Raw genomic sequence first — 13,981 nt, 5'->3', positions numbered from 1 at the left:
TTGAGGTGGCTCAGCCTTTTGTGGTTTGTACTTCCGTCTGTACCAGGGCCTGGGCCTTCACGTCGGCCGCCTCTTCCTCGTCGCTGTCCGTGCCCTTGCTGATGCTTTCGCCATCGTCGCGGCGCAAGGTCCAGAAGGTCAGCGAGGACAGCACCGTCAGGGCGGCCAGGGTCAGGAAGGTGTGGTGCAGGGCGGTGCTGAGCATGGCACGGTCCGACTGCGGCATGTCGCCCAGGTACCAGCCCGTGATCAGCGAACCGAAGGCGAGGCCAAAGCTCATCGACAGTTGCTGCATCGAGCTGGCGATGGTGCTGGCCATGCTGGAGTCGCTCTTGTCGACATCGGCATACGCGATGGTGTTCATGCTGGAAAATTGCAGTGAATTGAAAAAGCCCATGCACAGGCTGATGCCGACGATCACGTACAGGGGCGTGCCCGCGCCCACCTGCGAAAACATGGCGATGGTGATGCCGATCAGCACGGTATTGACGATCAGCACCTGGCGGTAGCCGAAGCGGGCCAGCACGCGCGCGGAAATGAATTTCATGCCCATGGCCGCCGCCGCCGACGGCATCATCAGCAAGCCCGATTGCCAGGCGGGCAAGCCCAGGCCCAGCTGGTACAGCAGCGGCAACAGGAAGGGCAGGCCGCCCACGCCCAGGCGCGTGACAAAGCCGCCCACCACGGAGACGCGGAAGGTGCGGATCTTGAACAGGGTCAGGCGCAGCAGCGGGTGCAGCACTTCGCTCGAATGCCAGGCATACGCGGCCAGCAGGCTGACGGAAATGAGCAGCAGCACCGCAAACGAGGTGGCATCGATGCGATGTTCGCCGAAAATTTCCAGCAGCCACGACAGCAGCGCGATGCCCGTGCCGAACAGCACCAGGCCGATCAGGTCCAGCGGACGGGGCTTGTCGCCATAGTAGTCGGGCATGTAGCGGTGCGCCAGATACAGCGCCGCCAGACCGACGGGCACGTTGACGAAGAAAATCTCGCGCCACGACAGCCAGTGCACGATCAGCCCGCCCACGGTAGGCCCCAGCAGGGGGCCGATCAGGGCGGGGATGATGACGAAGTTCATGGCCGCCAGCAATTGCGACTTGGGAAAGGTGCGGATGATGGTGAGCCTGCCCACCGGCATCATCATGGCCGCGCCCACCCCTTGCAGCAGGCGCGCGGCCACCAGCATGGGCGCATTCACGGACAGGCCGCACAGGATGGAGGCGAGGGTGAAGATGGCAACGGCGGCGGAAAACACGCGCCGCGTGCCGAAGCGGTCGGCCATCCAGCCGCTGATGGGAATGCACACGGCCAGGCTCAGGATGTAGCTGGTGACGACGGCCTTCAGGCTCAGCGGCGTCACCTGCAGGCTGGCGGCCATGGCGGGGATGGCGGTGTTGACGATGGTGGAGTCGAGTTGCTCCATGAACAGGGCAGTGGCGACCACCCAGGGAAGGTAGCTTTTAATCGGGGAACTGGTCATGGATGTGAGCCTGAGGAGGAAGAACGGAGCCGACAGTACGATGAATTGTCACATAAATGGCGCAGGCGTGCCGCCCGTGCCCCTCGGCCTGCCATGCTTGCCATGTTGACATGGCTTATGCCGCGCAGCACAATGCCGCCATTGCCGGATGAAAGTGGATTCATTGCATCATGAGAGAGTTGAATCACCTGATCCTGAATTTGTATGGCAGTGCCCAGGAATGCACGACGGGCGAGTTCCAGGGACAGGCGCTCGATATGCTGAGACAGACGCTGCCCTTCGATTCCGCCGCCATCATCGCCGCCTCTTTTTCCCCTGATATGGCGATTTCGCTGCACAGCCTGCATATGTATCAGCAACCGATCGAGAAACTGGCCGATCGCAAGGCGCTCGTCAGCCCCGATACCATTCTGGCCGATGCCTGCCGTTCACGCGGCCGCTGTGTGACGATGGAATCGGTCGACATCGATCAGCGCTACCTGGACTTGCATGCCTACTGCAAGAAATACGCGATTGCCCACAGCATGGTGCTGATTTCACCGGCCACCCACCACGCCAACCTGGACCTGATTGCCTTGTGGCGGGCGGGGCCGGAACGTGCCTATTCCGCTGCCGAGACTGAGCTGGGTAACCTGCTGTTGCCGCACCTGACCCAGGCGCAGGCGATCAACAGCCGTTTGTTCCGTGCACCGGACGTGGATCCGCCACCCGGCAGTGTGCGCCTGCTGGCCAGCCTGAACGGCTGCCTGCAATATGTGGAACCGATTGCCGCCGACATGTTGCAGCGCGAGTGGCCCGAGTGGGAGCCGCCCATGCTGCCAGCGCACTTTGTTGCAGAACTGCGGCGCCCAGGTCAGGGCCTGTACACGGGGAAAACCCTGGTGGCGCGCGTGACGGAGTTGGGCGGCTACCTGTATGTCCAGTTGTCGCGGCGTCCGGCGGGGCGGCCGCTGACCGGCGTCGAAGGGGCGGTGGCGCGCCTGGCGGCCAGTGGCCTCAGCTACAAGGACATTGCCAGGCGGCAAGGCGTATCGCCTGCCACGGTCAGGAATCAGTTGCACAGCGTGTATGCCAAGCTCGATGTGGGCAACAAGACGGCCTTGGCGGCGGCGCTGGCCGTGCTGACCGAGATGCTGCCGTAGAAAGTCCATAGAACAATTGTCCTATAGCAATAACTTCCGTTCGGATCTAGCATGAGGGCTGTCGTTGCGGGTCCTGTTGCTCGCAATTTGTCCTGGAATCCTGGAAAGTCACTGATGAAGAATGCAATTTCGATCGTTTTGTTGGGCGCGGCCCTGTCCGCATGCGGTGGCGGCAGCGATGGCGGCACGCCGGAAGTACCCGCCAAGCCACCCGTCGTGGTGACGCCTCCCGTCGTCCCCGCCGACAGCGTGACGGTGGCATCGGAAGCCGTGGCGAAAGAGGCTGGCCTGAATGTCATTGCCGGTGCCAGCGCTGACGAAAGCGTGTATGACGTGGCCGCCGATATCGGCGACACCTGGCGCATCACGTTTGACAGCGTCAAGAAAACCTATGCCATCCGTGTCTTGTCGACGCAGTTCGGCTTGAGCGACCGCAGCGGCACGTTCAGCGCTGTCACCACCGGTAATCTGACCACCTACACGGCAACGGATTTCAGCGTTACCGTCGATGCGCGCACGCGTCTGCTGTCGGGCAATATCAAATTGGGTAACATGGTCTCGACCGTCAGCGGCAGCGGCTATGCGGTGGGTGACGTGGCCAAGCTGGCCGGCAACTATATTTTCCTGGGTGCCATGCGCAATGCCTCGAACGGCGCTGACCGCTTCAATCCGAAAGGCAGTCTCAAGATCGCAGCCGACGGAGCGGCCCAATTGTGCAATGGCGGCGTGTTCAACGCGCAAGGCGTGTGCTCCGCGGTATCGCCGCAGCTGGAAGCGGAAAACGCCAGCCTGACCCTGGTCAAGGATGCGAAGACCGGCTTGCTCGTCGCTCGCCAGGGTGGCCAGGACTTCGGCATCGTGCACGTGCATGCGGGGGACCGGGGGCTGGCGCTGTTCATCGACCGCTACAGCCGCAACCAGCAGAACGTGTTGCGCGTGGGCACCATCGTGGCGGCCAAACAGCAAAAGATCGGCACCGAAATCGCCGGCAGTTACGCCTGCGCGGCGTCGGGCATCAGCGCGAACATCGTCGTTGCCGGCAGCACCGCCACCATCACCAACAACACCGCTGGCAAGACGCACGCCGAAACCATCACCATCAACAAGCTGGGCCTGGGCGCGCAAGCCGTCGATTTCGATGGCATCGCCGTGTTCAAGGATCCGGCCGACGTGCCGGCCGATTATTCGATGTTCATGCCCGTGTCGTCGAGCATGGCGGTCGAGTTTTCGACCGACCGTTCGTACATGGGCATGTGCGTAAAAAAATAGCAGCTAGCGTTTGAGGTGATCCAGGGCGGCCAGCAGCGGGATGGCCGCGTCGGCGATGCGCTCCAGGCTGGCCTCGCGCAGGGCGGCGGTGTCCACCGTGTGGCCAGAGTCCAGCCCGGCCCAGCGCAGCAGCGCCGAACACGCGGCGGGCGTGTCGAACATGCCGTGCAAATAGCTGCCGAGGATTTGCCCGTCGCCCGATACGGCCCCCTCGGGCCGTCCATCGATCATGAACGCCGGCTGCCGCAGGGCGGCGCCCTGCGAGACGCCCATGTGGATTTCATAGCCTGCCACGCGCGCGTCGGCCGCGCCGTCAAACGCGCAGTGCCCTGCCACCTGCTGCAGGCGTTTTTCCGCCGTCAATTCAGTCACCATGTCGAGCAGCCCCAGTGCCGTTGACTCTCCCGCCGCGCCTTCCACGCCCAGCGGGTCGCGCACGCTCCGCCCCAGCATCTGGAAGCCGCCGCAAATGCCGATCACCTTGCCGCCGTAGCGCAGGTGCTTCGCCAGATAGGCGGGCCAGCCCTGCTGCCGCAGCCAGGCCAGGTCGCCGCGCGTGTTCTTGCTGCCGGGCAGGATCACCAGGTCGGCCGGCGGAATCGGCTGTCCTTGTTGGATGAATTGCAGGTCGATGCCGGGATGGGCGCGCAGCGCATCGACATCCGTGTGGTTGCTGATGCGCGGCAGTTGCGGCACCAGCACCTTGAAGGCGCCCCGTTCGGCCTGCGTCGCTTCGACGGCGTCTTCCGCGTCGAGGAACAGGCCTTGCAGATAGGGCAGCACGGCCAGCACGGGCTTGCCAGTTTGCTGCTCCAGCCAGTCGATGCCGGGTTGCAGCAGCGAGATGTCGCCGCGGAAGCGGTTGATGACAAAGCCGACAATGCGCGCGCGCTCGCTGTCGGACAAACACGCCAGGGTGCCGATGATGTGCGCGAAGACGCCGCCACGGTCGATGTCGGCCACCAGGATCACGGGACAGTCGACGGCTTCCGCAAAGCCCATGTTGGCGATGTCGCGCGCGCGCAGGTTGACTTCGGCGGGGCTGCCGGCGCCCTCGACGATGACGGCGTCGTACTGCTGGCGCAGGCGCGCGAACGACTCCAGCACGGCGCCCATGGCGATGGTTTTATATTGCTGGTAGTCGCGCGCATCCATCTCGGCGCGCACCTTGCCATGGATGATCACCTGCGCGCCCGTGTTCGACGACGGTTTCAAGAGTACCGGGTTCATGTCGGTGTGCGGCGCGATGCCGCAGGCCAGTGCCTGCAAGGCTTGCGCGCGGCCGATTTCTCCGCCGTCCGCCGTCACGGCGCTATTCAAGGCCATGTTTTGCGGCTTGAACGGCGCAACCGTCACGCCGCGGCGCATCAGCAATCGGCACAGGGCCGCGACGACGGTGCTCTTGCCCGCATCGGACGTCGTGCCTTGCACCATCAGGACGGGGAAGGAGGTGTTCATGGCTGGCGCTCCTGCCATTGCGCGATGATGTCGCTGATCTGGCGTAACCCCTCTGTGATGGCGGCCGGACCGGGCGAGAGGATATCGGGCGACTTGATCTCGAACAGCATCTGGTTTTTCACGGCGGGAATCGCCTCCCATCCCGGGCGTGCCGCCAGTTGCGCGGGCTGGAACTTCTTGCCGCACCAGCTGGCGAGGATGATGTCGGGCGCGCGCCGCAGCACCTCCTGCGGGTCGGCGATGATGCGCTCCTTCGCGCCCGGGTGCGCGGACAATTCCGGGAAGGCGTCCGTGCCGCCGGCGATCTCGATCAATTCCGCCGCCCAGCCGATGCCGCTCATCAGGGGCTCATTCCACTCTTCAAAGTACATCACGGGCTTGCGCGTCCAGGCGGCGGCGCGGGCCCGGGCGGCGGCGATGTCCGCGTGCAGGCTGGCGATCAGTTCACGGCCGGCGTCCTCGCGCCGCACCAGCGCGGCCAGTACGGCGATCATGCGCAGGATGCCGTCCACCGTGCGCTGGTTGAACTGGTGCACTTCGACGCCAGCCTTGACCAGGTCGCGGCAAATGTCCGCCTGCATGTCGCAAAAGCCGATCACGAGATCCGGTTTCACTGCCAGGATGCGTTCCAGATTCGTGGACGAAAAGCCGCTGATCTTGGTCTTTTCCTCGCGCGCCCGTGGCGGGCGCACGGTAAAGCCGGAAATGCCCGCGATGACGTCCTCGGCGCCCAGCGCATACAGCGTTTCCACGGCTTCCGTCGACAGGCAGGCGATGCGCTGGTAGTGACTCATTGAGCAACCTTGCTGGTGCGGCGCTGGCGTGCAAGTTCCAGCTGTTCGCACATGGCGGCCGTGCCTTCGATCATGCGCGGGCCGGCGCGGTTCAGCAGGTCGCCATTCAGGCGGAACAGATTATTCCTGCGCACGGCCGTCATCGACGGGAAGGCGCTCCACATGGCCAGGCCGCCTTCGCTGCGCGGGTCGCTCTTTTCGCTGGTGCCGAAAATGACTTCCGGGTCTTCCTGCAGCACGCCTTCCGGTGTGACGACAGGCGCCACCACCTTCATCGCGGAAAAGATATTTTGTGCGCCGCACACGCGCATGGAGTCGCTGATGATGCTCGCGCCGCTCAAGGTGTACAGGGGCTTGTCCCATACCTGGTAAAACACGCGCACGGGCGGGCGCTGCGCATACCGGGTCGTCAGGCTGGCCAGTTTGGCGCGCAGTTGCGCGGCGGCCGGCTTGGCGGTTTTTTCCGTGCCCATCAGCTGGCCCAGGCGTTCCATGCTGTCCGGGATGTCGGCCAGCTTGCGCGGTTCGCTGTGATAAATCGGCACCTTCAGCTGGCGCAGCATGGCGATCTGGCGCTCGGCGCTGCCATGCATCCACACGACGATCAGGTCCGGTTTCAGGGCGATGATGCGTTCCATGTCGTACTGGCGGTTGTCGCCCACTTGCGTGATCTTCTTTGCCGCTTCCGGATAGTCGCTGTAGCTGACGACACCGGCAATCCTGTCGCCGCCACCGGCTGCGAACAGCAGCTCCGTGACGTGCGGCGCCAGCGCCAGGATGCGCTGCGCCGGTTTTGCCACGGTGACGGCATTGCCATCGTCATCGCGCACGGTGATGGCGGCGTGCGCCTGGGTCGAGATCAGCCCCGCCAGCAGCAGTGCTGTTTTCAAGTGGTTCATAGCTTCTTCCATGTGGTGAGTGCCTGTTCCAGCTGGAGCCAGGCGTCTTCGTTCGGCGGCAGGCCCAGGCGGATGCCGTAGGCGGCGTGGCGGAACAGGCGCACCCAGATGCCCTGCTGCGCCATGTGGCGCCAGAAGGCTTCGGCGTCTTCTTCCGGCCACCATTGAAACAGCGCGCAACCGCCGCTGGCGATGCCGTGGCTGGCGAGCAGCTGGCGCAGGCGTTCGCCTTCATCGCGCAGGCGCAGGCGCATCGCAGCCTGCCAGCGCGCGTCGGTCAGCGCGGCCAGGGCCACTTGCTGCGCCGGGCCGCTGACGGTCCATGGCCCCAGCATGTCGGCCAGCTTGCCGAGCAGCGCGGGATGGGCGGCGACAAAGCCCAGGCGCAGTCCCGCCAGGCCGAAGAATTTGCCGACCGAGCGCAGCACGATGAGCCCCGGCTGGCCCGCATGCTGTCCCAGGCCGGCATGCGCCTGCGTGTCGCCAAACGCTTCATCGACCACCAGCCAGCCGCCGCGCTGGGCCAGCCTGTTTGCCCAGTCCAGCAGCACCTCGGGCGCGATGTGCGCGCCGGTGGGGTTGTTCGGGTTGCAGACAACCATCACGTCGCAGCTGTCCACCGCATTGGCCAGCTGCGCATACGGTACATGCCGCAAGCTGTGGCCGTGCTGGCCCCAGTGGTGCGCGTGCTCCGCGTACGAGGGCGCTGCGACCACCACGCAGGACGGCGCGCGCAGCCGGGGCAAGGCCTGGATGGCCGCCTGCGTGCCGGCCACCGGCAGCATGGCTGGCGCGTGATAGTAGGCACAGGCGGCGGCGGCCAGCGCCGGGTCGCTTTCCGGCAGACGGTGCCAGGCGCTGGCGCTGCTGGCGGGCACGGGATAACCGTGCGGATTGATGCCGGTCGACAGGTCGATCCAGTCGGCCAGTGGCCGTCCATATTCGCGCGCGGCGTCGCGCAGGTTGCCGCCATGTTCAAGCAAGGTATTTCCCCCGCAGGTAATACAGCCCGGCCAGCAGCGCCACCCAGATCAGCCACAGTACGGCCGTTTCGGCCACCAGGCGCCAGGCGCGGTCGATGTCGCGCGCTTCGGCGGGACGGCCGGCGCCCAGCGGCGGGCGGCGTTCCAGCTTGCCGTCGTAGATGGCGTCGCCACCGAGGGCCAGGCCGAGGGCGCCGGCGCCGCTGGCCATCACGGGCCCCGCGTTCGGACTGCCCCAGCTGGGGGCCTGGCTGCGCCAGCATTGCCAGGAGCGTTTTTTATCCGCCATGGTCTTGCCCATGACGACATACGACAGGGCCGTCAGGCGCGCCGGCAGGTAATTCAATAGGTCGTCGATGCGCGCGGCGCAGCAGCCAAACCAGTCATAACGTTCGTTGCGATAGCCCCACATCGCGTCGAGGGTATTCGCCAGCCTGAATAGCACGGCGCCGGGGCCGCCCGCCACGGCAAACCAGAACAGGGTACCGAAGACGGCATCGTTGCCGTTTTCCAGCAAGGACTCCGTGCTGGCCTTGGCCAGGCTGGCCGCATCGGCGTTGGCCGTGTCGCGGCTGACGATGCGCGCCGTCAGCAGGCGCGCGTTGTCCAGGTCATCGATGGCCAGGGCATCGGCGATAGGTTGATTGTGGTCGCGCAGGCTGCGCAGGCCCAGGCACAGATACAGCAAAAAAACGTGCAGGGCCGCACCGGCCAGGCCGCACAGCCACGCGGCGAGGCAGGTGAGGGGTAGCACGGCCAGCGACCACGCCAGCGCGCCGCGCAGAAAACGCCCACGGCCCCGGTTCAGCAGGCGTTCGAGCGCGCTGGCGAGGCGGCCAAAGCCCACCAGCGGATGCCAGCGGCGCGTCTCGCCCAGGAACAGATCGAGCAGCACGCCGGCCGTCATCAGGCCTGCCAGCATGGGCAGCGACAAGCCGCTCAGCATGGGGCGCCTTTCAGGTGCAGGGGCAGGCCGGCGGCGACAAACACGGCCCTGTCGCAGATGGCCGCCACGGCCTGGTTCAGGCGGCCCGCTTCATCGGTGAAGCAGCGCGAGATGGCGCCATACGGCACGATGCCCATGCCCACTTCGTTTGATACCAGCACAAGGTCGCAATCGGTATCGCCAAGTTCGGCCAGCGCGTACAGCAGGTGCGCACGCTCGCTGTGGAACAGTTCGGGCAGGGCGATGTCGCCCACGTCCGGATAGGTTTCGCCGCTGAAAAACATCAAATTCGTCAGCCACAAGGTCAGGCAGTCGACCAGCAGCAGCCGGCCGGACTGTGCTTCCCGCAGGATGGCGTCGCCCAGGCGCAGCGGTTCTTCCAGTGTCTCCCACTCGGCCGGGCGTTGCGCACGGTGGTGCCTGACGCGCGTGGCCATCTCGTCATCGCCCGCCTGCGCGGTGGCGATGTAGATCACTTCCTTGCCCGACTCGCGGGCCAGCTTTTCCGCATAGGCGCTCTTGCCCGAACGGGCGCCGCCGAAGACCAGGGTGCGCGTCATGGCGCCGTTACCACTCGGTGCCGAGTTGCGCGCCGATGCCGGCCGCATACGCATGCTTGACGACGGCCATCTCGGTGACGGTGTCGGCGATCGCGATCAGTTCGTCCGGTGCGCCACGGCCCGTGATGACCACGTGCTGCATGGCCGGGCGTTCCAGCAGGTCGGCGATGACTTTATGCACGTCGAGGTAGTTGTATTTGAGGGCGATATTGAGTTCATCGAACAGCACCAGGCCGTAGCTGGGGTCGGCCAGGAAGGTCTTTGCCTGCTCCCATGCCAGTTCGGCTTTTTCGATGTCGCGTTCGCGGTTCTGCGTTTCCCAGGTATAGCCTTCGCCCATCGCATGGAAGCTGATTTCGTCGGGGAAGCGGCGCAGGAATTTTTCTTCGCCGGTCGACATGGCGCCCTTGATGAACTGCACCACGCCTACCTTCATGCCGTGACCCATGGCACGGATGGCCATGCCGAAGCCGCTCGAACTCTTGCCCTTGCCGTTGCCCGTGTTGACGATGATGATGCCGATTTCCTTGTCGGCCTTGGCGATGGCCGCGTCGATGATGGCCTTTTTTCTCTCCATGCGCACGCGGTGGCGTTCGTTGATAGCGGCGGTGTCCGCGTTGATGTTATCGCTCATTGTTGATCCTCTTTGGGTATGAATATCTTGCGTTTGCCGTGATCGATGATCTCGATAGGGTGGCCCAGGTAGTCGCTCAGGATGGACGCCTGCATCACCTCGGCCACGGAGCCGGCCAGCCAGCCGCCGTCGCCCATCAGCAGCAGTGCATGCGTCGAGACGCTGTGCGCCAGGTTCAGGTCATGTCCCACCATCACCACGGTTTTATTCTGTTCGCGGCACAGCTTCGACAGCAGGCCCATAACGCTGACCTGGTGCGCCAGGTCCAGCGCATTGGCCGGCTCGTCCAGCAGCAGCAAGGGCGTATTCTGCGCCAGCATGGCGGCGATGGCCACGCGCTGGCGTTCGCCCCCGGACAGGCTGCGCACGTCGCGCTCGGCCAGGTGTTCCACTTCCATCGATGCCAGCGCCGCCAGGGCGATACGCTGGTCGTCGCTGCCTTCCCAGTAATGGTTGTCGTGATACGGGTGGCGCGCCGACAGCACGGTTTCGATGACGCGGTACGAGAACGCATCGTGGCGCGCTTGCGCTAGGAAGGCCCGTTCACGCGCCAGCTCCTCCAGCGGCCAGTCGACCAGGGCGCGGCCTTGTATCGTCACGTGGCCCGCATCCGGTTCGCGCAAGCCGGCCAGCGCGCGCAGCAAGGTGCTCTTGCCCGCGCCATTGCGGCCGATCACGCTCCAGCATTCGCCATCCCTGATGTGCCAGGTGAGGTTTTCCAGCAGGGAGCGCGTGCCCGCCTTCAGGCCGAGTTGGTAGGTGCGGATCATGTTTTTTTCATCCCCTGCGCAATCGGTGCAGTTGGTACAGGAAGACGGGCGCACCTATCATGGCCGTGACGACGCCGACGGGCAGTTGCAAGGGCGCGAGCACGGTGCGCGCCAACGTGTCCGCCAGTACGAGAAAGGTGCCGCCGGCCAGCGCGGCAGCGGGAATCAACAGGCGATGATCGGGGCCGCAGGCAAAGCGCAGCGCATGCGGCACGATCAGACCGACAAAACCCACGCTGCCGGCGCTGGTGACGGCGCTGGCCGTGAGCAGGCCGGAACAGAAGAACAGACCCTTGCGCAACGCGCCCACGCGCACGCCCAGGGTGCTGGCCGCTTCCGCGTGCAGGGCCATGACGTTCAGCGAGCGCGCGCTGCGCAAGGCGAAGATCAGGGCACCGGCCAGGACCAGCCACGGCATCAGCCGCGCGGGCGCGCCGGACAGGTCGCCGATCATCCAGAACACCATGCTGCGCAAGCGGCTTTCAGGGGCAATCGAGAGCATCAGCGTGACGATGGCCATGCAGGCCGAGGCCAGGATCACGCCCGTCAGCAGCAAGAGCGAGGCGCCGCCTTCGGCCGCCGTGCCGCCGCGCAGGTCGCGGCGGGCAAATAAATACAGCAGCATGGAGACGCCGACGGCGCCGGCAAAGGCGGCCGCGTCGACCACCCACAGCGCGCACATGAACAGCAGGGCGGCCAGCGCGCCGACGGAAGCGCCGGCGGAAATGCCCAACACGTACGGGTCGGCCAACGGGTTGCGCAGCAGCGCCTGCATCATGACGCCGGCCAGCGACAGCGCCGCGCCGGTGACAAAGGCGGTCAGCGCGCGGCCCAGGCGCAGGTCGAGCAGGGTGGCGGCGAGGGTATCGGTCTTGCCCTGCACGACATGGAACAGGGCGGAAGGCAGGTCGGCGAGCGGAATCGCGATCGAGCCGATCATGCCGGAGAAAATCAGGCTGGCAATTGCGCACACGATCAGCACCGTGAGGATCACGGTGGCGCGGTGGCGCATGTTGCGGAAAAATGGGTGCATGTACTGCCTTAAAAACGGGGACTGCAGAACTGCATCTGCGGGCGACGGCGGCATGCCATCGCCCGCAGCTTACATCATTACTACGTGCTTATTTCATGCCGTAGCGTACGCCAACGAAGAGGTTCGAACCTGGCGTTGCGTAGAAACGGCCCAGTTCATAGTCCTTGTTGGTGATGTTGTTCCAGCGTGCCAGCACCGACCAGTCACGCGCGAACTGGTAGGTGGTGTACAGGTTCAGCAAGCCATAGCCACCGAGTGTGGTTTTGTTGGCGGCATCTTCAAAACGCTTGCCTGACAACTGCCACTCCGTACCGGCGGTCAAAGGACCGGTCGTGTAATCGACGGCGAAATTGGCATGCTTTTTCGCGCGGCGTGCCAGTTGCTTGTCCGTGGTTTCATTGCGAGGATCTTGCAGGTCGATATTGCCACTGACGTTGAAGGCACCGAATTTGCGCGCGCCGGCCAGCGTCACGCCTTCCAGCAGGGCTTTGTCGACATTCATGCTGCAGCCATAGCCTGGTTTCCAGCCGATTACCGGGCAAGCCGACACGTAGGTGAGCATGTCAGTAATCTTGTTATGGTAGTAGGTCGCGCTCAGTTGCGATTGGCCGTCGTTGTAATGCAGGCCAACTTCGGCGTTGCGGCCTTTTTCCGGCTTGTTCGTCGGGATGCCGGAGTCAGGGTAGTAAAGATCATTGAAGGTTGGCGCGCGGAAGCTGGTGCCGTAGCTGGCGCTGGCGCGCAAGGCATTGCTGAAACGATAGCCATAGGCGACGCTACCCGTGTTGTGGGTACCGTACGCCGAGCTGTCGTCGCGACGGCCGCTGATGCTGGCCAGGTGAGCGCCGCGCACCAGGTTGTACGATGCTGCGAAAGATTTGGTATTGCGGCCGCCGGACAGGCCTTTGGCGGAGCTCACGACGTCTTCGTCACGATATTCACCCAGCAGTTGCAGGGTGTCACGGCCAATGAGAATATCGTTTTGCCAGCTGATGTCACTTTGCTTGGTGTCGAACTGGCTTCTGCCGAAGGCGCCAACTGCGGAAACCGAGGTTTGTTTGTCCTTTGCCTGTGCGTAGCGCAGTTCGCTGGTCCAGTTCGGCAAGAACTGGTTCTTCGTGAAGACCGAGATGTTTTCCAGCTTATTGTAGTTGCGTGCGTCGAAGTTCAAGCCCGAATCGTACTGCGCATCAAGTTTGCTGTTCAGGAAAACCAGGCCGACGTCATGGCCCTTGGCCATCTGATAGCCAAACTGGCCGCTGACGCTTTCCTTGTCGTAGCCGTCTTTGTCCGGATTGTAGGTGTATGTCGAGGCGCCCAGCTTGGAGGCGGAAAAGCCATCCGATTTTTCCTTGCCCGCAGTCAGCGCGTAGCTGAAGCTGTTGTTGCCACCAGTAGAGCCGGCAACGCTGGCTTCCGCCTGGCGCGTGTTGTAGCGGCCGTAGCCAGCGAAGGCGGAAAAGCGCGCCGCGCCGTCGCCTTTTTTCGTGAAGATCTGGATCACGCCGCCGACGGCATCGGCACCATACATGGTGCTCAGTGGACCGTAGACGATTTCAACGTGGTCGATGCTGGACAAAGGAACGGCGCTCCAGTTGGCAGTGCCCGATGTGGCGGAACCGATGCGCACGCCGTCGACCAGCACGATATTCTGGTTGCTGTTCGCGCCGCGAATGAAGACGCTCGAATTGGTGCCTGGGCCGCCACTGCGATTGACTTCAATGCCGCGCTGCTTTTGCAGCAGATCGATCAGCGTACCTGCGCCAGAACGCGCGATGTCTTCCGAGCTGATGGTCTGCGTATCGCTCAAGACTTCGCTCAGGTGTTGCGGGTAGCGGCTGGCGGTGACGACGATCGGATCGAAGGTATCTGGCGTGGCTTGGGCGAAAGCGGCAGGCGCGGCAATGGCTAGCGCGAGCGACGTGAGGGCCGCGTGGCGGGAAACAGCATGGGTCATGATAATTTTCAGTAAGTAATATGCAACCAGCCGACGTCCCCGTAGGCCAGATT

At 64.3% G+C, this 13,981-nt stretch carries 13 protein-coding genes; 2 read left to right on the top strand and 11 right to left on the bottom strand.

What is annotated here, in order from left to right; all coding sequences use genetic code 11:
• Window positions 1-10: 10 nt before the first annotated feature.
• Window positions 11-1,483, bottom strand: a complete 1,473-nt coding sequence (locus tag KY494_RS13205; RefSeq protein WP_258194841.1) for a DHA2 family efflux MFS transporter permease subunit — start codon at window positions 1,481-1,483, stop codon at window positions 11-13.
• 170 nt (window positions 1,484-1,653) lie between these two features.
• Here KY494_RS13205 and KY494_RS13200 point away from each other — a divergent pair, with 170 nt between their 5' ends.
• Window positions 1,654-2,625 carry a helix-turn-helix transcriptional regulator gene (locus KY494_RS13200; protein WP_219891235.1) on the top strand — a complete coding sequence of 324 codons (972 nt, stop codon included), beginning with the start codon at window positions 1,654-1,656 and terminating at the stop codon, window positions 2,623-2,625.
• A 114-nt stretch (window positions 2,626-2,739) separates the two neighbouring features.
• Window positions 2,740-3,894: a hypothetical protein gene (locus KY494_RS13195; protein WP_219891234.1), complete on the top strand. Its 1,155-nt coding sequence runs from the start codon at window positions 2,740-2,742 to the stop codon at window positions 3,892-3,894.
• Between the two features lie 3 nt (window positions 3,895-3,897).
• On the opposite strand, the gene KY494_RS13190 is transcribed toward KY494_RS13195, so the two are convergent.
• From KY494_RS13190 to KY494_RS13145, 10 genes are all read right to left on the bottom strand, one after another.
• On the bottom strand, window positions 3,898-5,352 hold the full coding sequence (locus tag KY494_RS13190) for a cobyric acid synthase (RefSeq protein ID WP_258194839.1): 1,455 nt from the start codon (window positions 5,350-5,352) through the stop codon (window positions 3,898-3,900).
• A complete protein-coding gene (locus KY494_RS13185) occupies window positions 5,349-6,146 on the bottom strand; it encodes an ABC transporter substrate-binding protein (RefSeq protein ID WP_219891233.1) in 798 nt (265 codons plus the stop codon). The genes KY494_RS13190 and KY494_RS13185 overlap by 4 nt, the downstream gene beginning before the upstream one ends.
• Window positions 6,143-7,045, bottom strand: a complete 903-nt coding sequence (locus tag KY494_RS13180) for a cobalamin-binding protein (protein WP_219891232.1) — start codon at window positions 7,043-7,045, stop codon at window positions 6,143-6,145. Before KY494_RS13180 ends, KY494_RS13185 begins: the two co-directional genes overlap by 4 nt.
• On the bottom strand, window positions 7,042-8,028 hold the full coding sequence (cobD, locus tag KY494_RS13175) for a threonine-phosphate decarboxylase CobD (protein ID WP_219891231.1): 987 nt from the start codon (window positions 8,026-8,028) through the stop codon (window positions 7,042-7,044). The genes KY494_RS13180 and cobD overlap by 4 nt, the downstream gene beginning before the upstream one ends.
• Entirely contained in the window at window positions 8,021-8,974 is a 954-nt protein-coding gene (gene cbiB, locus KY494_RS13170; RefSeq protein ID WP_219891230.1) for an adenosylcobinamide-phosphate synthase CbiB, read from the bottom strand. The genes cobD and cbiB overlap by 8 nt, the downstream gene beginning before the upstream one ends.
• The gene (gene cobU / locus KY494_RS13165) at window positions 8,968-9,534 is read right to left on the bottom strand and encodes a bifunctional adenosylcobinamide kinase/adenosylcobinamide-phosphate guanylyltransferase (RefSeq protein ID WP_219891229.1); all 567 of its coding nucleotides are present in this window, start codon (window positions 9,532-9,534) and stop codon (window positions 8,968-8,970) included. The genes cbiB and cobU overlap by 7 nt, the downstream gene beginning before the upstream one ends.
• Before the next feature lie 7 nt (window positions 9,535-9,541).
• Window positions 9,542-10,168, bottom strand: a complete 627-nt coding sequence (cobO, locus tag KY494_RS13160) for a cob(I)yrinic acid a,c-diamide adenosyltransferase (RefSeq protein ID WP_219891228.1) — start codon at window positions 10,166-10,168, stop codon at window positions 9,542-9,544.
• Window positions 10,165-10,938, bottom strand: a complete 774-nt coding sequence (locus KY494_RS13155) for an ABC transporter ATP-binding protein (protein WP_219891227.1) — start codon at window positions 10,936-10,938, stop codon at window positions 10,165-10,167. The genes cobO and KY494_RS13155 overlap by 4 nt, the downstream gene beginning before the upstream one ends.
• Window positions 10,939-10,945: 7 nt before the next feature.
• Window positions 10,946-11,971, bottom strand: a complete 1,026-nt coding sequence (locus tag KY494_RS13150) for an iron ABC transporter permease (protein ID WP_219891226.1) — start codon at window positions 11,969-11,971, stop codon at window positions 10,946-10,948.
• Between the two features lie 88 nt (window positions 11,972-12,059).
• The gene (locus KY494_RS13145; protein ID WP_219891225.1) at window positions 12,060-13,928 is read right to left on the bottom strand and encodes a TonB-dependent receptor domain-containing protein; all 1,869 of its coding nucleotides are present in this window, start codon (window positions 13,926-13,928) and stop codon (window positions 12,060-12,062) included.
• Between the last annotated feature and the right edge of the window lie 53 nt (window positions 13,929-13,981).

Source organism: Janthinobacterium sp. PAMC25594 (genome assembly GCF_019443505.1).
Taxonomy (GTDB): Bacteria; Pseudomonadota; Gammaproteobacteria; order Burkholderiales; family Burkholderiaceae_D; genus Janthinobacterium.
This window is presented reverse-complemented; position numbering and strand designations above follow the sequence as displayed.

Excerpts from the sequence above, each read along its gene's own strand:
- KY494_RS13190 (WP_258194839.1), bottom strand. The coding sequence starts at position 5,352 with ATGAACACCTCCTTCCCCGTCCTGATGGTGCAAGGCACGACGTCCGAT.
- KY494_RS13185 (WP_219891233.1), bottom strand. The coding sequence starts at position 6,146 with ATGAGTCACTACCAGCGCATCGCCTGCCTGTCGACGGAAGCCGTGGAA.
- KY494_RS13150 (WP_219891226.1), bottom strand. The coding sequence starts at position 11,971 with ATGCACCCATTTTTCCGCAACATGCGCCACCGCGCCACCGTGATCCTC.
- KY494_RS13155 (WP_219891227.1), bottom strand. The coding sequence starts at position 10,938 with ATGATCCGCACCTACCAACTCGGCCTGAAGGCGGGCACGCGCTCCCTG.
- cbiB (WP_219891230.1), bottom strand. The coding sequence starts at position 8,974 with ATGCTGAGCGGCTTGTCGCTGCCCATGCTGGCAGGCCTGATGACGGCC.
- KY494_RS13180 (WP_219891232.1), bottom strand. The coding sequence starts at position 7,045 with ATGAACCACTTGAAAACAGCACTGCTGCTGGCGGGGCTGATCTCGACC.
- cobU (WP_219891229.1), bottom strand. The coding sequence starts at position 9,534 with ATGACGCGCACCCTGGTCTTCGGCGGCGCCCGTTCGGGCAAGAGCGCC.
- KY494_RS13195 (WP_219891234.1), top strand. The coding sequence starts at position 2,740 with ATGAAGAATGCAATTTCGATCGTTTTGTTGGGCGCGGCCCTGTCCGCA.
- cobO (WP_219891228.1), bottom strand. The coding sequence starts at position 10,168 with ATGAGCGATAACATCAACGCGGACACCGCCGCTATCAACGAACGCCAC.
- KY494_RS13145 (WP_219891225.1), bottom strand. The coding sequence starts at position 13,928 with ATGACCCATGCTGTTTCCCGCCACGCGGCCCTCACGTCGCTCGCGCTA.
- KY494_RS13200 (WP_219891235.1), top strand. The coding sequence starts at position 1,654 with ATGAGAGAGTTGAATCACCTGATCCTGAATTTGTATGGCAGTGCCCAG.
- KY494_RS13205 (WP_258194841.1), bottom strand. The coding sequence starts at position 1,483 with ATGACCAGTTCCCCGATTAAAAGCTACCTTCCCTGGGTGGTCGCCACT.